Below are 21,137 nucleotides of genomic sequence, written 5' to 3' on the forward strand. Positions count from 1 at the left end.
TAAAGATAAGAAGAAAAATCATACAAAATAAATTAAGATATTGACATTCAATTGTTTATAACTATGAAAACAAACATGTTTTAAAATATTGTAAATTCGTCTCCCCGACTTTTCGGAGGGGGCTCAAAGTTCAAAGTTCAAAGTTAGAGTTTATAGTTATTAAGTTTATCGACCCTCACTTTGCCCTTTGCCCTTTGAACTTTGAACTCCATTCTATGTACCCGGCAATGGCCAGAATCAGGAAGATTGTGAACTGAAGGCTGGTCAAAACCAGTCCTTTGCTGGCGAACAAAGGTATTGAGATCAGGTCACCCACGATCCATGCCAGCCAGTTTTCGATTTTTTTCAATGCCATCAGCCACATCCCAATGATAAAAATGGCCGTAGTCATGGCATCCCAGACGGGAACGTTACTATCAGTGTAATTCTTCAAAATAAAAACCAAAATGACAAAAAAGACGATAAATCCAACTACCGAAATGATCCATTCCTGCCGTGTAGCCCATGTGATAGGCCTTGCAGGCTTATCCCCGGATTTCCGGCTCCATTTTACCCATCCGTAAATGCTCATGACGAAATAGAAAGCATTGATGCTCATATCGGCATAAAGCTTTACGGAAAGACACAGGTACACGTAAATCAATACACTGATAATCCCTGTCGGATAAACAAGGATGTTTTCTTTTTTGGCAAACCAAACACTCAGCAAGCCGGTAATGACGGCTATTGCTTCGGGCCAGGTGGAAGCCAGGACATTCTCATAAAGCGTCCGGAAAATGGAAAGCAGTATCATTTTGCTTCCTTCGTGTTGAGGTCAGCATTAATGATCTTCATGACAAAAACGGAATGAGGATGGTTGAACGATTGCCGTATTTCTTTTGTCAGGGCATTCATAAGGATATCATAATCGCCGAATACTTGTGTGCTCATCCCATTTGTTCTGACCGTAAGTCCTTCATAGGTATTAATCCTGTCGATGAACTCGCGGATCGGGGGGATATACTCTTCGCTCAGCGGGTAATAACTAATCTCTGCAGATGTTTTCATAATAAAATATTATTTGATAAAATTATACCAGGGTTGAGAGTAAAAATAGCATTTTATTCCCAATATTATCAAAGGTTTTTGGGGACACAATGAATTTAGCCCGAATAATGAATATTCCTTGATATCCTGCAAAAGCATTACATTTACATCACAAAATGCGTCTGAAAGAATAGTCTTATGAATCTTAAATTAGGCATTATCGGAGCCGGTTCCTTTTCAATGTTTTCCGTTGAGGCTTTCCTGCAGAATGATCATATTTCAGTGGCCGGTGTTTTTGATGTTGATAGGGAGAGGGCTGCTGCCTTTGCCTCAAAATACGATACCAGGATTTTTAGTTCGTTGGATGAAATGTTGGGTGATGTTGATATCAATCTCATTTATATTTCGACCCCTCCCAATCTTCATTACGAACAAAGTAAATCGGCTCTTTTAGCTGGGAAGCATGTTATCTGTGAAAAACCTGCAGCCTTAGAGCCTTCTCACGCAGTAGAACTATACGAAATTGCTGAAAAGAAAGGGCTGCTCTATGTGGTGAACCTGATGCAGCGATATAATCCCCTGTACCAGAAAGTTTCAAAACTGATCGAATCAAAGTTATTGGGTGAATTCCTGCATGGTTACTTTGAAAATTATGCCTCTGATGAAGCGCTGAAACCCGGCCACTGGATGTGGGATCCTGAGATCAGCGGGGGAATATTTATCGAACATGCCGTGCATTTCTTTGACATGTTTGAAGGTTGGCTCGGTAAGGGCACCATCATTACCTCGCAGAAAGTAAAAAGACCTGGCATTGACCGTGCTATTTATTCCCGGGTTCAATCGGTCGTATTGTACGCCGGAGGGCTAGTAAATTTGTACCATGGATTTGATCAGCCGAAAAGGATGGACAGGCAGGAACTGCGCTTGCTGTTTGAAAGAGGAGAGGTGACATTGCATGAATGGGTACCTGTACGGATGAATGTTAAAGGTTTGATAACCAATAAAGAAGAGTTGTTGTGGAAGGAGCTATTCCCGGGAGCATTAATCGAGGAAATTGAAAAATATGATGGGAAAGACAGGATCTTTCACGGGAACTTCAAGGAATATGATGTGGATAAAATGATTCACCTGGAATACGGGAAGGATGCGAAGAAAGAAGATATTTATAAGGTCATCCTTCGGGAAATGATAGCCGACCAGGTAAAATGGATCCACAACAGAGGTCATAAGAGGGTCATTACCGGATTAAATGGTGTAAATTCTTTGAAGATGGCCTGGGAATCAGAGAAAAAAGCTCAGATAACCGGTTAAGAAACTCATGAAGAAACTCAATAAGGGATATCTGCCATACCTGATGGTTTCTCCATACCTGCTTCATTTGCTGGTATTTGCGGCATTTCCGGTCGTCTTCTCCATTATACTTACTTTTTTCAACTGGAATATCATCAGTCCGATGGAATGGAACGGACTGGGCAACTGGAAACATGTCATAAGCGACAGGTTATTCTGGAAATCCATTTTAAACACATTAAAGTTTCTTGCTGTTCACATTCCCCTCCAGATCATCATTGCGCTCGCACTTGCAGAAGTGCTGAACCAGAAGATCAGGTTCAGGGGTTTCTTCAGAGCTGCTTTTTTTATGCCGGTGGTTATTTCCGGGGTCGTGGTGACGATCATGTGGCAACAATTGCTGGGTTACGAGAATGGGATCATAAATCGCCTGTTGGTTTCTGTCGGATTAGGCAAGGTGGGCTGGCTGACCGATCCGGATGTAGCCATGATCTCCATAGCTTTGATGGCAACCTGGAAAAATGTCGGCCTTTACGTGATCCTCTTCCTTGTGGGACTCCAGACCGTACCGAAACAATATTACGAGGCGGCAGACCTTGAAGGAGCATCTCACTGGCAAAAGTTTACCAGGATCACCATTCCCATGATCAACCCTACCATTTTCATGGTGATGGTTCTATCCACCCTGGGTGGATTTTCCCTGTTTATCGAACCTTACATCATGACCGGCGGAGGCCCGATGAACTCTACCTTGTCAGCGGTCCTATATATTTACAAGGAAGCTTTTGAATATTACCATATGGGATATTCTGCGACGCTCGGACTTTTCTTTGCGCTGATGATCGTGCTTGTCGTTATTATCCAGAAACGGTTTATTGAAAAAGAAAGGCATGATTAAGGAATGAAAATGGTTAGGAAAATATTGTTCTACCTGGTGTTGACTACGGCTGCTCTCAGTTTCGTCTATCCTTTCTACTGGATGCTCATGGCCTCTTTCACTCCTGAGAAATATATCGGCAGTTTCATCCTTTTTCCTCATGAACTGACTTTTGAGAATTTCAGGTCGATGTTTTCGAAAATCCCGATTGAAAGGGCTTTACTGAACAGTATCATCGTTTCTGCCATCAATACCGGGATGGCCCTGGTCTTTTCATCGATGGCCGGATATGCTTTATCGCGCATGCGTTTCCGTGGCCGTAGCCTGATCTTTATCATCCTCATCTTTACCATGTCGTTGCCATTCCTGATCACGCTGATCCCCAATTATATACTGATGGTGAAATTCGGATGGATCGACACATACCTGAGCCTGACCATTCCTTTCCTGGTCAATGCACTGGCCATCATCATGTTCCGGCAGGCTTTCCAAAGCATTCCGCAGGCACTAATTGATGCCGCCCGTATCGATGGTTGCGGTGAGATGAGAATAGTATTTACCATTCTCTGGCCGAACATCAAACCTACGATCATAACGGTAGCCATACTTGTTTTTATGTCATCCTGGAACGAAGTCCTGTGGCCATTGATCGTTATAAGAGAAGAAAACCTGATGACACTGCCGCAGATGGTGACCCTTTTTGCCGTGGGCGGAAGAGCAGAGGCACAACTCGGTGTCAAACTGGCTTCAGCTGTATTTCTGGCAGCCCCGATCATCATTACTTATGCTTTCTTCCAGAAATATTTCATCCAGAGTATGGCTTCCAGCGGACTTAAAGATTAAAATAAATTCAATGATAAATAAAAGCCAAATCATATTAAAAGCAGACCAAAGCCGGGTGATCCTTCTACCACTTGTCCTGCCCGGTTTCAATAGGGTTGAGAGGATTTTCAAAAGGATAGAAGGCCTTACAGATACTGAAGTAAAGGAAATGCTCTCATCGGTCAATAAAAAATTCAGGCACCGGCATAAAAATTTCGATTCATCACTGAAACGACACTTTAATATTTTCGCCGTACAGGTAACTCTTGGCAATCGGTTTGATGAATCCAGGCAACTCCTGGCAGGTGCCCTGCTCAGTAAGGAATACTCGATTCAGTCGGCTGCCTTGTTCAATCCTTCCATAGTTTCTCATCCCGACCAGTCCGGCCTCGAAAAAGGAGAGACCAGGTTTGTGATGAGCCTTAGGGCCACAGGCGAAGGACATGTTTCCAGCATTGTATTCAGGACCGGAATTCTTTCCCCTGATGGTTCGATAAATCTTTCTCCGTTAACTCCTTATAATGTGCTTGGTAAATTTATACCGGTCGGAAATAACGGTACTGATTATGACCTTGTGTTCGATCAGGATTCCCTTATCGAAGAACGGGTCATCTTTCCCGGTACCACCATAGAGAGTATGGGAATGGAAGATGTCCGGCTTGTAAAGTTCAACGATGAGAAAGGGACAAGATTCTATGGAACTTATACGGCTTATGACGGAAGAAATATTCAGTCCAGGCTGTTGGAAACTGAAGACTTCTGCTCGTTCAGGATCCGTTCTCTCACCGGTGTCTCTGCGAGTGATAAGGGCATGGGCCTTTTCCCGGAAAAGATCAATGGTAAATATGCGATCATTTCCAGGCAGGGTGGTGATAGTATTTCCATCATGTTCTCTGATGATCTTTACAGATGGGACAACCATGAACTGTTGATGGAACCGAAGTATCCTTTTGAGTTAGTGCAGATTGGAAACTGTGGTTCACCTATTAAAACGGAAAAGGGATGGCTTTTGCTTACCCATGGCGTGGGCCCCGTTCGCGAATATTTTATCAGTGCAGTTTTGCTTGACCTGGAAGATCCTACCCGGATCATTTCAAGGCTTGATCGCCCCATCATTGCTGCTACAAGGCATGAGCGTGAAGGGTATGTTCCCAACGTAGTCTATTCAAGCGGAGGGATGATCAGTGCTGATAAGCTTTTCATACCTTATGCTATGTCCGATTCTCGCTACAGATTTGCCTGGATTGAAACGGATCTTTTATTGGATGAACTTTTAAAATGATGTCAAGGCATTTAAAAATATTCATTGCCTTAATGTTTTTCCTTGCGGGATGCATCGAAAATGCCGCGGGACCTGGTATCGTTTGCGGAAAACTGAATATGGATCATCTTGATCATCTGTTTTCTGAAGTAAATCTGGAAAACGGCACCAGGGCTGGAATTCTCCACATCTACAGCGAATATCCTGATTACAGATATAATATCGAACCAAAAGAAGGTTTTGCCTGTGTGGACGACGTAGCGCGCGCAGCAGTGCTTCTCGCCAATTGCCCGGATGATAGCTGTAGCAAATCCCGTAGGGTTATTCTGGATAAGATGATGGATTTCCTTCTTTATATGCAATCGGATAACGGATACTTCTATAATTTCATATGGGACGATGGGAGTATTAATAAAACTTACATGACTTCCCTTGCACAGCCCGACTGGTGGTCCTGGAGAAGTTTCTGGGCCATGGAAGAATTCGCCGGCAAGAGTGCAAGAAATGCCGAAAAGATAAAAGAAGCGAGTAATCTACTTGCAGAGAGAATATTTAAAGACCTTGCAACAGCCGACAGATCGATCAGCGAAGTAGAAGGTGTCCGCATGCCGTCATGGCTTCCAGGTAAGACGGCTTCTGACCAGGCGGGAGTCCTGATCCTTGCTCTTGAAAAATACTACCGAAGGACTAATGATAGCCGTGTGTCCGGATTGATAGCACAACTGGCTGAAGGGATCCTTGTCATGCAGGCAGGCGACAGCCTGAGTTTTCCTTACGGGGCATTTCTTAGCTGGAATAATACCTGGCATGCATACGGCAACATACAGTCTTATGCCCTGCTTCGGGCAGGGATTTTGTTAAACGATACTACTATCATTGATAAGGCATTGATCGAAGTGGACTATTTTTATCCCTGGCTCATAAAAAACGGGTTTCTGAATTATTTCACTATTAAGGGAATGGATGGGAAGTATGAGATCACGGAACAGGAAAAATTTCCTCAGATAGCTTATGGTATCCGTCCAATGGTTTATGCCTGTGTAGAAGCATACCGGATTACCGGAAAAGTAAAGTACCTTGGCATAGCTAAGGAAGCAGCAGCGTGGTTTGCGGGGAAAAACCCTGCCGGCAAGGTGATGTGGGATCCTGCAACCGGAAGGGGTTTCGATGGGATCACCAGTAATGAGAAGATAAATATGAATTCAGGAGCCGAGTCAACCATTGAGGCATTATTATCATTGCAGGCCCTTGAAAAGATGGGAATTGATATTGAAGAGTTATATGGCAACTGAGGAAATGGAACATATAGACGACTGGATCATATTTTCACCCGACGATGTCGACCTGGACAAATCTCCATTGCGGATCAGCCTGGGCAAAGAAACCTATGTCCTGGGTGCTTTTAATCCGGGCATGGCCAGGTTACCAAACGGCAACCTCCTCCTCATGGTCCGTGTTTCCGAAGCATTGTCTGAACCCATAAAGGATGGACATATCCAAACTATTCGGTGGGAGGACGATAGGTATGTCATAGATCGTTATGCACTTGATGAAGTTGAGACCGATGATCCCAGGAAGTTCATGCTGAAGCGGTTCAAACCAAATATTGTATATGCCCTGACTTCATTGTCGTGGCTGCTTCCGGTTGAGCTTTCGCCAGATGGAAGAAGCATCTTGGAAATACATTATGACAAAGCAGTTGCTCCTGATTGTTCCAGCCAGGAATATGGGATAGAGGACGCACGGATCTCGCAGATAGGCGATAAATATTACATGACAACATGTACCGTAAGTTCTGAGCGCCATGCAACCACTTTATTTGAGAGTAATGATGGCCTCAACTACCGGTTCAGGGGGATCATCCTTGATCACCAGAATAAGGATATGCTCATTTTCAATGAAAAAGTGGGAAATGAGTACTATGCATTGACACGTCCGCTGGGCTCTTTATATTTTGTCACCGGCAAATCTTCCGAATGGATACCAGGGCCCTCGATTAACCTGGCTACTTCACCTGATCTGATGCATTGGAAACCTTTTGACAAATCATTTATTCGTCCGCGAACAGGATCCGGTTTCGGTAACCGTATCGGTGGAGGCACGCCCCCGATTCTTACTGAAAAGGGATGGCTCATGCTTTACCACGGGGTGGAAAACAAGGGCAAAGTTGGTATATATCGCACATATTGGGCAATGCTTGATAAGTCTGAACCATGGCGAATCCTTGAGTATGATGACACCATGCCCGTTCTTGAAGCAATGGATAGCCTGACGGAAAGTATGAAGGATAAGATCTACCTGAAAGATGTAGTGTTCACCACGGGTATAACAGATCTTAATGACCACTTTATCGTCGCATCCGGGGAGCTTGACCTGGCTTGCAGGATCTCCCGGATTCCAAAAAAGATATTTGGCTTATAAAAGAAATTTCTATGGCAGGAGTTAATATTCAGAATGTTAGTAAAAGTTACGACGGCAAAACAAAAGTCGTCAAAGATGTGAGTTTTGCAGTTTATGATAAAGAATTCGTTGTGCTTGTCGGGCCATCCGGATGCGGCAAATCAACCGTCCTAAGGATGATTGCAGGGCTGGAAAGCATTACAGGCGGCGATATCCTTATCGACGACCTGCGTGTTAATGACCTCTTACCCAAGGACAGGGACATTGCCATGGTTTTCCAGAATTATGCACTTTATCCTCATATGACTGTTTACCAGAATATGGCCTTTGGTTTGAAGATCAAGAAAATGAACAAAAAGGAGATCGATAAGAGGGTTCGTGAGGCTGCATCGATTTTAGAAATAACTCATCTGCTTGAACGCAAGCCCGGTGAAATGTCGGGCGGGCAGCGCCAGAGAGTAGCCATTGGAAGAGCAATTGTCAGGAAACCGAAGGTCTTCCTTTTTGATGAGCCACTCAGCAATCTTGACGCAAAACTTCGTGTCCAGATGCGTATTGAACTGCAAAACCTTCACCGGAGGCTTAACTCCACCATGATATATGTGACCCATGATCAAACGGAAGCCATGACACTGGGTGAAAGGATCATCGTTCTAAAAGATGGAATTATCATGCAGATTGGCACTCCCATGGAACTTTATGACCTTCCTCAGAATCTTTTCGTGGCAGGGTTTATCGGTTCACCTCCAATGAACCTCATTTACGGCAGGATTGAAAGCGGGAACATGTTTGTCGGTAAGAACAGGAAAGTATTGATGCAATTACCTGAAAGTGTGGTGTCGATGTTAAAAGGATGTAAAGACCGAAATTTTTATATGGGAATTCGTCCGGAAAACATAACTGAGATCGATCCTGAGGATATAGCGAATTGCTGTGCAGTGCATGTTTCAGTCGTAGGTGTTGAACACCTGGGAAGTGAAATACTTCTATACGCCAATACAGAAGATACCCCGCTGATTGCACGTCTTTCACCTGCCAGCCGGCTGAATCCGGGGAGTTACGCAACTCTCCATTTCAATCTGCGAAATGCGGTGTTTTTTGATGCTGAAACGGAGGAAGTTATTAAGTGATCTTACTTTATTCCATCTAGCAGGACATTGACAGCGCCGGCAGCATCTTTCACGGCTTCTTCCGGTGTTTTTCTTCCATAGATCACACAAGCTTCATATTCCTGTGAGATGATGTCAAAAACCTCCACTATCTGAGGGTGGTTATCAACACCCTTAATATAGTCAGCTTGCACAGCAAATGGCTTTAGTCCGGGATTTTCATTGAAGTAAGATTCAAAAACAGGGTTTGTTGAAATGTTCCTCCTTCTCGGGAATTGACCGGTGACACGCAACAGATCGAAATCACCGTCTTCGCTGATGAGCGTCTTTAAAAACTCCCACGCGGTGAGGGGATCGGGGCTTGTGTTAAAGATCACAATATTTTTTGGATCGCCGTACGAATAAACCGGCCTGTCGGTATCCTCAGGTACCATCATAGGCATGAATCCATATTCCATCTCCGGCGGTTTGAACTTTTCCAGATAAGGCACTTGCCATGGGCCTGTTATAAGTGTAGCAACACTTTCCATGATAAAAGGATCCTGACTGGCCGTCATCTGTTGTTTTGAAAAATAGTTTTTAGTGTATAAATCCTGCAGAAAGGCAAATACCTGAATAGCGTAATGATTGTTAAAAACAGCCCGGTTATTCTCGATGAGCGATGCTCCGTTACTTGCTGCCAGATAGAGAGGATAAAAATTAAAAAGTCTTTGATACCAGATTGGCTGGACAGAGCTGTAGCCTATCCAACGGTCGTAATATCCATCATTGTTTTTATTTGCAATGAGCCTGCCAGCTTCCATGTACTCAGAATATGTCCGGGGAAATTTTTCCAGGCCCACTTCCTGAAAAATTTTCACATTATAGAGCATCATGATCGGGTTCACTTTCCATGGAACCTGGTAGATATGCCCATCGGCAGATGTGATCTCCTTAATCGCTTCAGGAGAGCATCTTTCAGTGATTGTTTCGATGAATCCGGGCATGGTGTCTAGCCTGATAAGCACTCCCGCCTGTGCATACATTTCGACATTTCCCTGCCACATATTAGCATAGATTCCAGGGGTGGTTCCTCCGACTACCGACGCCAATATGATCTCTTCGCTGGATTGCCCTTCGGGGATCGGTTGGGACCTGATTATCCTGTCAGGATTTGCTGAATTCCATTGTTCAATTTTTTCGGACAGATAGGATATTTCCTGGGAATTATTTGACGACCATATCAGCAATTCTCCTTTATGTGTCCCAGGCCTGCAGGATATTATCAAGATTGCCTGAAATGCGATGAGAAGTATTGATAATATCTTTTTCATTCCTTTTAGGAAGTTTTAAGAATTCACTAAGGTAGTACTAATCTGACAAAATTAAAAATATTGAAAGTACTTTCAATTACAAAGTATATCGCTAAATTTGTCTTAATTATAGATATGATCATTAATATAAAACACATGAAAAAGTATTATTTAGGTTGGATAGGGGTTGTCATAACCTTATTATTTTTGAGTGGCTGCCTGACCTGTGAAAAGAAAGAATACACTTTTGAATTCACCGGAAAAGATTCAAGCCGGCTGACTATCAAGTACATCAACCTGATGTCGACGATGGATGATACGGTGGATATTTCGGAAGAAGATTTCACGAGCCTGATCACAGATTATTATGAAGGGACGGAACTTGAAAATGATTTTCCGGAAGCTACAGTGGTTGGCAAAAGATTATTTGAGGAAAATGGAGTTCTTTGCGGCGAGATCGTTCTGGAGTTCACCGGCCTGGCAGCAGGGCATTTATACCAGTATAAAGATAAAGGTCCGATCATGTATTGCCTGAGTTGTTATTCCATCGATTCGGAATATTTTAACGAGTCCAACGGGGAATATGGCGGAGATGTGATGCCGGTGGTTTTTTGGGACCAGGGATTAAAAACCCTCACTCTTTCTACCGATGTTACTTTCCCTGATGAAACGACTATCAGCCTTCTGGATAAATATCAGGAATGGAATGCCGGGAAATGATCAGCCCCCATGCTCTTTTAAACCTGGAATTTTGTATTATCTCATGTCAATTACCTCAACACCCGGGTAATCATTTTGGTTGAAGATGAAATCATTGTCTTTAACAGTAACATTAGGCTCGAACTTGTTCACCAGGTAGCTGAAAGTATTGCCGCTCTTATCCTGGATAGCAATACGTGTAATCCTGAATAGCTCTTTGTCGATATTCAGTTCAACCCTCGTAAATGATTTATCAGCATTAGGTTTAAGTTCAATAACGTATTGACCGCGCCCGTCTTTCGTAATTTCTCCCGCCAATTTTGATTTGTAATCTTCGCTGTATGAAGTCAATAAACGTGTAGGTGTAAGAACGTTTTCATCTTCTTCAACTGCATTGATTTGAACCTCGTTGGCTTCTGCGATATAGGTCCAGACAGTTTTATTATCAGAAATGACCTTCTGTCCCGCAATATCCAGGCGATACTGATCGCCTTTTACAAGAAGGGTCCCGGTTTCCGACTCATGAACTTTGGCTGAAGGATTGTCCATATTATAAGTAAAGCTGATCAGGATGGAGGAAAATGATTTTGTTTTTTCGGAGACCTGCTTTAAAATTTCTTCTGAACTTTTTTTCGATTGGGCAAAAGTTGATTGCCCCGTAAGGATAAGGAAAACGATGAGGATGTTAGTGATAATTCGCATTTTATTATGTTTAAGTTTGATTATTTGTTATAAAGATCTCTCAAAAACTGTTCCAAAGCCATTTCATTAGCTACGAGCACTTCCCTGGCCTTGCTGCCTTCAAATGGCCCGACAATACGTGCTGCCTCGAGTTGGTCAATGATCCGGCCTGCCCGGTTATATCCAAGCTTAAGTTTACGTTGTAAAAGGGAGGTCGAGCCCTGTTGGTGCTGCACGATGATCCTTGCCGCATCCTCGAAGAGTTCGTCGCGGTCATTCGGGTCGAAGTCGCCTTTTTCAATCTCGTCCACATCATCGTAATATTCAGGCAGGTAAAATGCATCCGGGTAACCGCGCTGCGAACCGATAAATTCGGTGACCCTGTCGACTTCCGGGGTGTCTACAAAAGCGCATTGCAGCCTTATCAGGTCACTTCCGGTGGAAAGCAGCATATCGCCCTTGCCAACCAGTTGGTCGGCGCCTGAAGTGTCGAGGATCGTCCTGGAATCAACTTTGGAGATGACCCTGTAGGCAAAACGTGCAGGGAAGTTTGCCTTGATGGTGCCGGTGATAATGTTCACTGATGGCCGCTGTGTGGCAATGACCAGGTGGATGCCGGTGGCACGGGCAAGTTGCGCCAGACGGGTCAGCGGGTTTTCGATTTCCCTGCCGGCCGTCATGATCAGGTCGGCGAATTCGTCTACCACCACTACAATATATGGCATAAAATGATGCCCTTCGTTCGGGTTCAGTTTCCGGGCAATGAATTTCGTGTTGTATTCTTTAATATTCCTGACCTGGGCGTCTTTAAGCAGTTCGTAGCGGTGATCCATTTCTATCCCTAAGGAATTAAGCGTGCGGACCACTTTCCGGGTATCTGTAACAATGGCTTCTTCGGAGTCAGGCAGGCGGGCCAGGAAATGCCTTTCGATCTTGGAAAATAAAGTCAGCTCCACTTTTTTAGGATCGATCAGGACAAACTTGATCTGAGAAGGGTGTTTTTTATAAATAAGCGAAAGGAGGATGGCATTTAACCCGACAGATTTCCCCTGGCCGGTTGCCCCGGCCATCAGGATGTGCGGCATTCTCGTGAGGTCGGCTATATAGCTCTCGTTCGAAATGGTTTTCCCAAGGGCAAATGGCAGTTCGAAGGTTGAATTCCTGAATTTTTCCGAGGAAAGCAGGGATTTAATAGAAACGATCTCTGGTTTCATGTTTGGGACTTCAATCCCGATGGTTCCCTTCCCGGGGATGGGGGCAATGATACGGATGCCCATTGCCGAGAGGGATAGGGCAATATCATCTTCCAGGTTTTTAATTCTCGAAATCCTTACGCCTGGCGCCGGGATGATCTCATACAAGGTAACGGCAGGACCTATAGTTGCCTTGATCTTTTCAATCCGGATAGCGTAGTTATTGAGGGTCTCAACAATCCGGTCCTTATTCTGCTCCAGTTCTTCCTTCGACACCGGTACAGTGTCAGAAGGATAATCGGCCAGCAGATCGAGTGTCGGATAACGGTAATGGGGCAGGTCAAGGGTTGGATCATACGGTGTGTCAAGGCTCCCCGTCACTGTTCCTTTCTGGTTGCCTGCTTCTTCCTGTAGCTTATCTTCTATAGTCAGCTCAACACTTCTGTCCGGGGTTCCTTTAAGAGTGGATACCGGAAAATCTTCCATTTCATCTTCCGGACCAGGCTTCCGGGTTTCAGGCTGAGGGTTAAGGGCAAACTCCCGGGTATTGTAAAAATCTTCTTTGGGTACGTTCCCCATCATGGCAGACTTCTCATCCTCTTCCGATAATACTTGCTTTTCTTTCTTTCTATTTAAAAATGGAATAAGGTTAATGATGATAAGGAAACTGACGAGGATGAAAACCAACAGGAGGACAGTCCCCGGTCTGCCAACCAGCCCAATCAGCCAATTGGAAGCCTGGTGCCCGAATACTCCTCCAAGCACGGATAATTCAGGATCATCCATTAATGAAAACCCAAGCGTCACCGATATCCAGAGCATCGCTAAAATGGAATAACGGAGCGTTTTAGAGAAGGGAAGCACCTTAACGCCGGTCATCAGCCTGAAACCAGCCAGGAATAAAAGAAGCAAAATAAAGTAAGCCGAAATGCCGATGCCTCTTTTAATAAAAAGATGGGCCATCCAGGCCCCTAATTTGCCGGTCCAGTTATGAACATTAACAGAACTGTCGATGATAAAACTGGCATCGTTGTTATCCAGGATGTTACTATCAAGCTGCCAGGTGAGGAGAAAGGAGGTAAATGCCAACAATAGAAATGCCGCGAGAAGCAGAATAAAAAATCCCGTAACCCGGGCGAAACGGCCATCAGTCAATTTGGCCGGTATACGCTTCTTTCTTTCCGGATCTAGGGATTTTTCTTTTTTGGGTTTATTCTCCTGTCCGGATTTAAACTGGTTGGTATTCTTGACCATATTTATCAGCCCCCGCCGAACATCCCCTGCATTTCTTCCTTGGTTTTGATCTGGTAGCCTTCAGGAATAGTAAACTCACTGTCCTCAACATTCTTCTTTTCAACGGAGACAGCCGTAAAATGCATGGTGAACATCTCACTTGGGATTTCGAATTCGAGCATCACCCCGTTGATGTCTTTAAACTGGGGATTATCGAAATTTAATTCTTTTGTTCCAAGCTCTTCAGTAAAATAAACGTAGATTTCGATATCATCTTCCGGTTTTGTAATTATGGCTTTTTTGCATAAATAGCCCAGAATATCTTTGGTCTCACTGGTAACTTCCACCTTGACATCAGGTGATTTTGCCAGTTCGGCCATAATCTCTTCATTGGTGGATTTGATGGCAATTTTCTGTCCCATCATATCCATAAGCGTAATGGTTGTTTTGGAATCGCCATCGGAAATGGAAATAGTCTTGCCCATGCTCATGATCATTTCAGACCTGGCTTTATTACCCTTGATCGTCATAGTCATTGTTTTTGGCATCATGTTTTTCATTTCATCGGTAACACCAGAGCCTTCAATAGTGATCTTGTAAGTGATAACGCCTTTAAATTCCTTTGCAAAGGTCTGAAAGGAAAATAAAGCGAAGATGGTCAACAGTAACCAGTTAAGAGTCAGATTTTTTTTCATGGATTTGATTTATTATGTGAAACAATATTAGTTAACGAACCGGAATAGTTTATTCCAGCGGATTTTGCCATCCAGGAGTGATTTGTTCTTATCCAGTGAGAACCAGATAAAAACGGCTTTACCGACAATATGATCTTCGGGGACATAACCCCAGTACCTTGAATCAGCCGAGTTGTGGCGGTTATCGCCCATCATCCAGTAATAATTCAGCTTGAAAGTATATTGACTAGATTCCTTTCCATTGATAAAGATCTTCCCATTCTCTGTTTTCAAATCATTCAACTCATAATTTCTTATAACCCGCTCAAACAAGGGAAGGTTTTGCATGTTGAGATCAACGGTACTCCCTGCTTTTGGTATGACCAGTGGCCCGTAATTATCCCTGTTCCAGGGATATTGCCGTGCATAGGGGAAAGTCTCCTTGTCCCATTTTCCGGATTGTTCTGACAGGATGTCAACTGCCCCGATCCCTTTTACTCTCGCCAATTGCCCGGCTGCCTTATCGGTCAGGGTGGCAACAAACTCTCCCTGTCCAACCGGCCAAACTTTGTCAGTTATATCAAGCTCGTCCAACATCCTGGGATTAAGCTGGTTACCAGAAGCCCTGACCAGATATTGATATTCCATAATCCCGGGGTTATTGGCTTTCTCTCCATTAATGTAAACCTGATGGTTAATGATCTGTAACGTATCACCGGCAACAGCGATGCATCTTTTAATGTAGTTCTCACGTTTATCGACCGGCCGGGAAATAATCCTGCCGAACTCCCTTGGATTCCTGTTCACTTTGCTCCAGCCGTATTCCCTGGCCATGGAATAATAGCTTCTGTTACTTTGGAACTTTACTGATAAGGTATCCCCATCAGGATAATTAAATACGACGGCATCATTACGGTTAATCATTCCTAATCCGGGGAATCTGTAATAAGGCAATTTTATCCATTCCAGGTATGACTTGGTCTCGGTAGTCATGGGAAGCGTATGGTGCACAAATGGAAAAGAAATCGGGGTCATGGGTATCCTTGGGCCGTAACTCACCTTGCTGACAAACAGGAAGTCACCGACTAATAAGGTTTTCTCCATAGAGGGAGTAGGTATTGTATAGGCTTCAATAAGAAAAGTGCGGATGATAGTCGCGGCTATGACCGCAAAAATGATGGCATCCACCCATTCCCTGACCCAGGTTTTCTTGACTTCATGCCTTTTATCGGGGTCAATGTACTTTTCTTTATCGGAAAAACCCAGATATGGAAGATAAACAAACGGGAACAATACCCCCAGCGCCTGATCGCCCAGACCAAATTTTTTGAAACATTTAAGTAGTTCAACAATCATAAGGAGGATCGTAAAAACATTGATAAATGGGATCAGCAGAAAAATATACCACCATAAGGGTTTTTTGATGATCTTCAGCCAGATATAAAAATTGTAGAAAGGAACAAGAATATACCATCCGGGATACCCAGCCTTGATAAAAATTCTATAGAGACCAATAATAGAACTGAAAAGAAAAATAAAGGATAAAACCAGGAAAAAACTCATAGGAATGTTATTTGGCTGCGAATGTAACGAATTTAAAGAATATGGCAGTCAATCGATTGTGTTAATTTTTGTTAACCCTGCCAGATTATACAGTAAGATGCAGCAAATCTTTCATTTCGAAAAATCCCTTTTTGCCGGTCAGCCATTCTGCTGCAAGTATGGCGCCGACAGCAAATCCTTCCCTGCCTTTGGCTTCATGCCTTAAGATCAGCCTGTCGGATCCGGATTCACAGATGATCGTATGTATTCCTGGTATTTCATCTTCCCTGCCTGAAATGATCTCCAGCTCTTCCGGACCAGATTGCCGGCGGTTCACCCAGTTTTTTTTTCTTCTGACCCCTCCCAGGATGATTTCCGCAAGCCTGATAGCGGTTCCGCTGGGTGCATCCAGCTTATGGATATGGTGAATTTCTTCCAGTGAGATTTCGTAATCTTCAAACTGGTCCGCCATTTTGGAAAGCTTTTCCGTCAGGCTGTAAAGAATATTCACGCCAATACTGAAATTGGAAGCAACAAAAATAGACTGGTGCTCATCTAAACACCATTTTCTGACAAGGTCCGCATTTTCATGCCATCCGGTAGTTCCGACTACAACAGGCATATTAAGATCAAAACAACGCCTGATATTATTTAGTGCTGAATCCGGCGTACTGAAATCTATGGCCATGTCTGCCCGGCTGATCAGGCTTTTTTGCACCGACCAATCATCAGGGGTGTCCAATTTAACCAGGACCTGATGTCCCCGGGCAAGGGCGGCTTTTTCAATTTCCCTTCCCATCTTTCCATATCCTGAAATGATAATCTTCACCTTTTAAAATTTAAATGAAACTTTAATGCCAGGCGCAGGCTGGACCGGGATTGTAGGAATGCTAACGGCAGCAGGGCCTACGTGCATAGAGATGTCCTCGCTGATATCGTAACTAAAAAAGTGCGCATCAACATAGGCTTCGAGTATATTAAGTGTATACCATAATGCTCCGATGATGATCGAAAGGTCCCTGTTGCGGCGGTAGTAATCCATTGCCTCCAGCAGCTGTGGGGATTTATATTTGGTTACATATGGATTTCCGGTCGGATAGGTTTCACCATTTGCGACATAAATATATGCTTCTTTGAAAAGCAGAAATTCATTATTGTTAGTTATGATAAAATAACCTATAGCGCCAAACCCAACATAAATAACAGGGATTTTCCAGTATTTTTTATTATAGGCCTGGCCAAGTCCGGGTAAAACTGCAGAGAAAATAGCTGCGCGGGAAATGGAATGCTTTGCAGGCTCTTTCGCAACTTTCAGGGGCATCTCCTGTGTAAAAGTCCTGACAGGGATCATGGTGATGAAACAAAGGATCATGCAGGTTACCAATCTCGTTGAAAGCGGCATTCTTTTTATATTATTTAAGGGCCAGTATGAAATTACTTAAAAACCGGAGCTGAATTTTCAGCTATGCTGGTTAAGTATTCCCAAAATTCGTTCCAAATCCTTATCGGAACCGAATTTAATAACGAGGGAACCCTGCCCTTTATTATTGCGCTTGATGGTGATGGAAGCCCCGATCTTTTCATGAAGGCGGACGCCGGCATTTTGAAGGTTTTCCGGAATTCCGGCCTCTTTTTCTTCTGTCTTATGCAAAGGCGGAGCTTGAATGTCCCTGGCCAGTTTTTCTGTTTCCCTCACAGAGAGCCCTTTCTCAACGATCCGTAAAAGAGCTTTAAGCTGGAGTTCTGATTCCGGGATGCTGATCAGAGACCTTGCATGTCCCATGGATATCTGGTCATGCCTGAGCGCGTATTGAACTTCGGGTGGTAATTTCAAAAGCCTGATATAATTGGAAACAGTAGCCCGGTCTTTCCCGACTTTTTGACTGACATCTTCCTGGGTCAGATTGAGCTCATCGATGAGCCGTTGGTAACTAATCGCAATTTCTATGGCATTGAGATCCTTGCGGTGGATATTCTCTATCAGAGCCAGTTCAAGCATCTGCTCGTCATTCGCAACCCTGATGTAACAGGGAACCGCTTTCAGACCTGTTATTTCAGCTGCTTTAAGCCTGCGTTCCCCTGCTATGAGCTGGTAACGGTCGTAGCCGATTTTCCTGACCGTTATAGGCTGGATTATACCCTGCATTTTGATCGATTGGGCAAGTTCTTCAAGGCTTTCAGCTTCAAAACTTGTACGTGGCTGGAACGGATTTGCACCGATTTTGGAAATGGCAATGTCTGCAATGGCTCCTGCGACATAATCCCCGGAAATATCGCGGGAAGTGATATCAGTTTCCGGGCTTTGCAGAATGGCATCCAATCCCCGGCCAAGCGCTTTTTTCTTAGATGTCATTTATTATATCGATTGTTTTATCAGCTTCGCTCAGGTTTGTCATCCCGTTTTTCTGAAGGATTTCCCTGGCGAGGTTCAGATAATTGATAGCGCCAACGCTGGTGGCGTCATGCATGATCACTGTTTCACCGAAGCTGGGCGCTTCGCTCAGCCTGGTATTCCGGTGGATGATCGTATCAAAAACCATTTGCTGAAAATGAGTCTTAACTTCTTCGACAACCTGCTTCGAAAGGCGAAGACGGATATCGAACATGGTCAGCAGGATACCTTCAATGTCGAGAGAAGGATTTAACCTTGTCTGAACGATTTTGATTGTGTTCAGGAGTTTGCCAAGCCCTTCCAGCGCAAAATATTCACATTGTACGGGAATTATGACCGAATCCGCTGCTGTCAGGGCGTTGATAGTCACCAAACCTAATGATGGCGAGCAATCGATCAGAATAAAGTCGTACTTGTCCCTGACCTTCTGAATAACACGGCGCATCATCTTTTCCCGGCTTGGCAAATTGATCATTTCAATTTCGGCCCCAACCAGGTCGATGTGGGCTGGCAGCAAATCCAGGTAAGGTGTCTGGGTATTAAGAATAATATTGTTTGGATCCAGGTCGTCAATAATACATTCATAAACGCTGGTCTTGATGTTTTTGGGATCAAACCCGACACCCGAGGTCAAATTAGCCTGCGGATCTGCATCTATCAGCAAAGTTTTATATTCAAGGATGGCAAGACTAGCCCCCAGGTTTATTGCGGTAGTTGTTTTTCCGACTCCTCCTTTTTGATTGGCTAATGCGATGACCTTGCCCATTCTTTTTATTTTTTCTTCAGGTGTGCCAAAAATACTATTTAAATCAGCTAAGGTCCGCGGGGAATTATTATAATTTATCAACTAACAGAATATTGATCAAACGCAGGGAAAGCGGGAAATAAAGGGTGTGAAAACTTAAATTTGAATATTTCTGCAGATATTCGCAGAGCATCCGGCGATTCCGCAGATGATAAAAACAGAGATTACCTTGACCGCATTAAATCAATGCAGAATATCGCGCTGATCTGCTGGAAAAAAAGAAATCTCTTATTGATCCTTGCCCTCTTCTCCTGAGGTTCCAAGATCGTCAAAATCCAGGTCAGTGTGGTGTTCATCACCAGAAACCGGCTCATCCTCAATACCTTCAGGCTTTTCACCCGTTTCAACGAAATGCATCACTTCATTCAGGCCAGCCATAAATTTTTCAAAATCTTCCCTGTAAAGAAAGATTTTGTGTTTTTCATAAAAAAACTTGCCTTGTTCGTTGTCAAACCGCCTTTTGCTTTCAGTGATCGTCAGGTAGTTTTCTCCGGACCGGGTGGCTTTGACATCAAAAAAATATGTCCTTTTACCTGCCCGGATAACCCTTGAAAACACTTCCTCTTTCCTTATCTCTTTATTTCCAAACTCTTCCATCATTCGTTCCAATTTTTATTCCATCAACTTCATCACAAAAATAGAAATATTTATTTACACATCATTTTCATCCGACTTTATGAAATTATAGACAATAAAAATGATCTAAAGGTTGCATGAGCTTTCCGGACGCGGGATAAATAAAAAAAATTCTTTGATGGACAAGGAATATTTATACCTTTGCCCATGTAGGTAATACTAAGTTCATTTCGCATCATGCTGAGCAGAAGGCATCTCAGGGTCAAAGTCTTACAAGCTTTGTACGCGTTTTTTCAATCAGATGGCGATGACCTCGCTGCTGGTGAAAAGCAATTAATTAAAAGCACTGATAAACTTTATGAATTGTATATCTGCCAGCTTTCCTTCCTCCTTAAATTAGTTGATTATACGCGAAACAGGATGGAAGAAGCAAAAAAGAAGTTTTACCCTACCGAAGAAGACTTAAATCCCAACACACGGTTAATCGAAAACCGGTTTATCCGGCAGGTCGAAGAGAATAAAGATTTCCTGTGCTGGCGCAATAAATTGAAAATTAATTGGGTCCATGAAGAGCATCTTTTCCAGAAACTTCTCCATGAGTTGAAAAATGGACAGGATTTTATTGAATTTACAAATAAGGAGCAATCAGGTTATAACGATGACAAAGAACTAATTGCCCTGATTGTGATGAATTATTTACCTGAATATGAACTTCTCAGGAATTATTATGAAGATCAAAGCATCTTCTGGTCAGATGAGGATTACGACATTTCTTTGATCATGCTGATTAAAACAATTAAGTCATTTAAAGAACCCTGGGGACCTGAGCATAACCTTCCGCCGCTTTTTAAAGATGGTGATGAGGGGGAAGATCTTGATGTAGACCGGCAATATATGATTAAATTATTCAGATATAGTATTTTACGAAGCCTGGAAAATGAGAAATTGATTGAAGAACAGGCTGAGAACTGGGATTTGGAACGCATCGCTATTATGGATATCATTATCATGAAAATGGCATTGACCGAATTAATGATTTTCCCTTCAATTCCGATAAAAGTTACGATCAATGAATATATAGAGATTTCAAAATCATACAGTTCGGTAAAAAGCAAGCTTTTTATCAACGGTATCCTGGATAAACTGGTCGTTAAGTTGAAAATGGAAGGAAAGATAAGGAAAACGGGGAGAGGACTTATTGAGTGAAGAGTGAAGAGTCAAAAACTTATAACTCTATAAAGTCATAATAGTAGAAAATTTTTAAT

General features: G+C 43.3%; 21 protein-coding genes. 9 read left to right on the forward strand and 12 right to left on the reverse strand.

Features of this window, described 5'->3' with window-relative positions; genetic code table 11:
* Positions 1–175 precede the first annotated feature (175 nt).
* Both pnuC and M0Q51_14830 read right to left on the reverse strand, forming a co-directional pair.
* On the reverse strand, positions 176–793 hold the full coding sequence (gene pnuC, locus M0Q51_14825) for a nicotinamide riboside transporter PnuC (GenBank protein ID MCK9401250.1): 618 nt from the start codon (positions 791–793) through the stop codon (positions 176–178).
* Positions 790–1,047, reverse strand: a complete 258-nt coding sequence (locus M0Q51_14830; protein MCK9401251.1) for a hypothetical protein — start codon at positions 1,045–1,047, stop codon at positions 790–792. Before M0Q51_14830 ends, pnuC begins: the two co-directional genes overlap by 4 nt.
* Positions 1,048–1,224: 177 nt before the next feature.
* Here M0Q51_14830 and M0Q51_14835 point away from each other — a divergent pair, with 177 nt between their 5' ends.
* From M0Q51_14835 to ugpC, 7 genes are read left to right on the forward strand one after another with little or no spacing between them, the layout of a single operon-like run.
* Positions 1,225–2,337, forward strand: coding sequence for a Gfo/Idh/MocA family oxidoreductase (locus tag M0Q51_14835; GenBank protein MCK9401252.1), 1,113 nt, complete (start codon positions 1,225–1,227; stop codon positions 2,335–2,337).
* 7 nt (positions 2,338–2,344) lie between these two features.
* Positions 2,345–3,214: a sugar ABC transporter permease gene (locus M0Q51_14840; GenBank protein ID MCK9401253.1), complete on the forward strand. Its 870-nt coding sequence runs from the start codon at positions 2,345–2,347 to the stop codon at positions 3,212–3,214.
* 9 nt (positions 3,215–3,223) lie between these two features.
* Positions 3,224–4,036, forward strand: coding sequence for a carbohydrate ABC transporter permease (locus M0Q51_14845; GenBank protein MCK9401254.1), 813 nt, complete (start codon positions 3,224–3,226; stop codon positions 4,034–4,036).
* A 10-nt stretch (positions 4,037–4,046) separates the two neighbouring features.
* On the forward strand, positions 4,047–5,297 hold the full coding sequence (locus tag M0Q51_14850) for a glycoside hydrolase family 130 protein (protein ID MCK9401255.1): 1,251 nt from the start codon (positions 4,047–4,049) through the stop codon (positions 5,295–5,297).
* Between the two features lie 32 nt (positions 5,298–5,329).
* The gene (locus M0Q51_14855; GenBank protein ID MCK9401256.1) at positions 5,330–6,568 is read left to right on the forward strand and encodes a hypothetical protein; all 1,239 of its coding nucleotides are present in this window, start codon (positions 5,330–5,332) and stop codon (positions 6,566–6,568) included.
* Positions 6,558–7,697 carry a hypothetical protein gene (locus M0Q51_14860; GenBank protein MCK9401257.1) on the forward strand — a complete coding sequence of 380 codons (1,140 nt, stop codon included), beginning with the start codon at positions 6,558–6,560 and terminating at the stop codon, positions 7,695–7,697. The genes M0Q51_14855 and M0Q51_14860 overlap by 11 nt, the downstream gene beginning before the upstream one ends.
* A gap of 11 nt (positions 7,698–7,708) precedes the next feature.
* A complete protein-coding gene (ugpC, locus tag M0Q51_14865) occupies positions 7,709–8,806 on the forward strand; it encodes a sn-glycerol-3-phosphate ABC transporter ATP-binding protein UgpC (protein MCK9401258.1) in 1,098 nt (365 codons plus the stop codon).
* A gap of 2 nt (positions 8,807–8,808) precedes the next feature.
* On the opposite strand, the gene M0Q51_14870 is transcribed toward ugpC, so the two are convergent.
* Positions 8,809–10,098 carry an extracellular solute-binding protein gene (locus M0Q51_14870; GenBank protein MCK9401259.1) on the reverse strand — a complete coding sequence of 430 codons (1,290 nt, stop codon included), beginning with the start codon at positions 10,096–10,098 and terminating at the stop codon, positions 8,809–8,811.
* 135 nt (positions 10,099–10,233) lie between these two features.
* On the opposite strand from M0Q51_14870, the gene M0Q51_14875 reads away from it, so the two are divergent.
* Positions 10,234–10,797 (forward strand): hypothetical protein, encoded by a 564-nt coding sequence (locus M0Q51_14875; GenBank protein MCK9401260.1) that lies wholly within the window; start codon positions 10,234–10,236, stop codon positions 10,795–10,797.
* Between the two features lie 36 nt (positions 10,798–10,833).
* Here M0Q51_14875 and M0Q51_14880 read toward each other — a convergent pair whose 3' ends face one another.
* The 9 genes from M0Q51_14880 to M0Q51_14920 form a co-directional block, all read right to left on the reverse strand.
* A complete protein-coding gene (locus M0Q51_14880; protein MCK9401261.1) occupies positions 10,834–11,478 on the reverse strand; it encodes an outer membrane lipoprotein carrier protein LolA in 645 nt (214 codons plus the stop codon).
* Positions 11,479–11,498: 20 nt separating this feature from the next.
* The gene (locus M0Q51_14885) at positions 11,499–13,904 is read right to left on the reverse strand and encodes a DNA translocase FtsK (protein MCK9401262.1); all 2,406 of its coding nucleotides are present in this window, start codon (positions 13,902–13,904) and stop codon (positions 11,499–11,501) included.
* Between the two features lie 5 nt (positions 13,905–13,909).
* Positions 13,910–14,578 (reverse strand): DUF4412 domain-containing protein, encoded by a 669-nt coding sequence (locus tag M0Q51_14890; protein MCK9401263.1) that lies wholly within the window; start codon positions 14,576–14,578, stop codon positions 13,910–13,912.
* A gap of 27 nt (positions 14,579–14,605) precedes the next feature.
* Positions 14,606–16,120, reverse strand: coding sequence for a signal peptidase I (gene lepB / locus M0Q51_14895; protein ID MCK9401264.1), 1,515 nt, complete (start codon positions 16,118–16,120; stop codon positions 14,606–14,608).
* Positions 16,121–16,205: 85 nt separating this feature from the next.
* The gene (gene dapB, locus M0Q51_14900) at positions 16,206–16,928 is read right to left on the reverse strand and encodes a 4-hydroxy-tetrahydrodipicolinate reductase (protein MCK9401265.1); all 723 of its coding nucleotides are present in this window, start codon (positions 16,926–16,928) and stop codon (positions 16,206–16,208) included.
* Between the two features lie 3 nt (positions 16,929–16,931).
* Positions 16,932–17,501: a DUF5683 domain-containing protein gene (locus M0Q51_14905; GenBank protein MCK9401266.1), complete on the reverse strand. Its 570-nt coding sequence runs from the start codon at positions 17,499–17,501 to the stop codon at positions 16,932–16,934.
* A gap of 57 nt (positions 17,502–17,558) precedes the next feature.
* A complete protein-coding gene (locus tag M0Q51_14910) occupies positions 17,559–18,452 on the reverse strand; it encodes a ParB/RepB/Spo0J family partition protein (GenBank protein MCK9401267.1) in 894 nt (297 codons plus the stop codon).
* Positions 18,442–19,257, reverse strand: coding sequence for an AAA family ATPase (locus M0Q51_14915; protein MCK9401268.1), 816 nt, complete (start codon positions 19,255–19,257; stop codon positions 18,442–18,444). The genes M0Q51_14910 and M0Q51_14915 overlap by 11 nt, the downstream gene beginning before the upstream one ends.
* 267 nt (positions 19,258–19,524) lie before the next feature.
* Positions 19,525–19,893, reverse strand: coding sequence for a PUR family DNA/RNA-binding protein (locus M0Q51_14920; GenBank protein MCK9401269.1), 369 nt, complete (start codon positions 19,891–19,893; stop codon positions 19,525–19,527).
* Positions 19,894–20,109: 216 nt separating this feature from the next.
* Here M0Q51_14920 and M0Q51_14925 point away from each other — a divergent pair, with 216 nt between their 5' ends.
* Positions 20,110–21,078 carry a hypothetical protein gene (locus M0Q51_14925; protein MCK9401270.1) on the forward strand — a complete coding sequence of 323 codons (969 nt, stop codon included), beginning with the start codon at positions 20,110–20,112 and terminating at the stop codon, positions 21,076–21,078.
* Positions 21,079–21,137: the final 59 nt, after the last annotated feature.

Source organism: Bacteroidales bacterium, assembly GCA_023229505.1.
Classification (GTDB): domain Bacteria; phylum Bacteroidota; class Bacteroidia; order Bacteroidales; family JAGOPY01; genus JAGOPY01.

Excerpts from the sequence above, each read along its gene's own strand:
- M0Q51_14875 (MCK9401260.1), top strand. The coding sequence starts at position 10,234 with ATGAAAAAGTATTATTTAGGTTGGATAGGGGTTGTCATAACCTTATTA.
- M0Q51_14890 (MCK9401263.1), bottom strand. The coding sequence starts at position 14,578 with ATGAAAAAAAATCTGACTCTTAACTGGTTACTGTTGACCATCTTCGCT.
- pnuC (MCK9401250.1), bottom strand. The coding sequence starts at position 793 with ATGATACTGCTTTCCATTTTCCGGACGCTTTATGAGAATGTCCTGGCT.
- ugpC (MCK9401258.1), top strand. The coding sequence starts at position 7,709 with ATGGCAGGAGTTAATATTCAGAATGTTAGTAAAAGTTACGACGGCAAA.
- M0Q51_14910 (MCK9401267.1), bottom strand. The coding sequence starts at position 18,452 with ATGACATCTAAGAAAAAAGCGCTTGGCCGGGGATTGGATGCCATTCTG.
- M0Q51_14850 (MCK9401255.1), top strand. The coding sequence starts at position 4,047 with ATGATAAATAAAAGCCAAATCATATTAAAAGCAGACCAAAGCCGGGTG.
- M0Q51_14855 (MCK9401256.1), top strand. The coding sequence starts at position 5,330 with ATGTTTTTCCTTGCGGGATGCATCGAAAATGCCGCGGGACCTGGTATC.
- M0Q51_14925 (MCK9401270.1), top strand. The coding sequence starts at position 20,110 with ATGCTGAGCAGAAGGCATCTCAGGGTCAAAGTCTTACAAGCTTTGTAC.
- M0Q51_14830 (MCK9401251.1), bottom strand. The coding sequence starts at position 1,047 with ATGAAAACATCTGCAGAGATTAGTTATTACCCGCTGAGCGAAGAGTAT.
- M0Q51_14880 (MCK9401261.1), bottom strand. The coding sequence starts at position 11,478 with ATGCGAATTATCACTAACATCCTCATCGTTTTCCTTATCCTTACGGGG.
- M0Q51_14835 (MCK9401252.1), top strand. The coding sequence starts at position 1,225 with ATGAATCTTAAATTAGGCATTATCGGAGCCGGTTCCTTTTCAATGTTT.
- M0Q51_14840 (MCK9401253.1), top strand. The coding sequence starts at position 2,345 with ATGAAGAAACTCAATAAGGGATATCTGCCATACCTGATGGTTTCTCCA.
- M0Q51_14920 (MCK9401269.1), bottom strand. The coding sequence starts at position 19,893 with ATGGAAGAGTTTGGAAATAAAGAGATAAGGAAAGAGGAAGTGTTTTCA.
- M0Q51_14870 (MCK9401259.1), bottom strand. The coding sequence starts at position 10,098 with ATGAAAAAGATATTATCAATACTTCTCATCGCATTTCAGGCAATCTTG.
- M0Q51_14860 (MCK9401257.1), top strand. The coding sequence starts at position 6,558 with ATGGCAACTGAGGAAATGGAACATATAGACGACTGGATCATATTTTCA.
- M0Q51_14845 (MCK9401254.1), top strand. The coding sequence starts at position 3,224 with ATGGTTAGGAAAATATTGTTCTACCTGGTGTTGACTACGGCTGCTCTC.
- lepB (MCK9401264.1), bottom strand. The coding sequence starts at position 16,120 with ATGAGTTTTTTCCTGGTTTTATCCTTTATTTTTCTTTTCAGTTCTATT.
- M0Q51_14905 (MCK9401266.1), bottom strand. The coding sequence starts at position 17,501 with ATGCCGCTTTCAACGAGATTGGTAACCTGCATGATCCTTTGTTTCATC.
- M0Q51_14915 (MCK9401268.1), bottom strand. The coding sequence starts at position 19,257 with ATGGGCAAGGTCATCGCATTAGCCAATCAAAAAGGAGGAGTCGGAAAA.
- M0Q51_14885 (MCK9401262.1), bottom strand. The coding sequence starts at position 13,904 with ATGGTCAAGAATACCAACCAGTTTAAATCCGGACAGGAGAATAAACCC.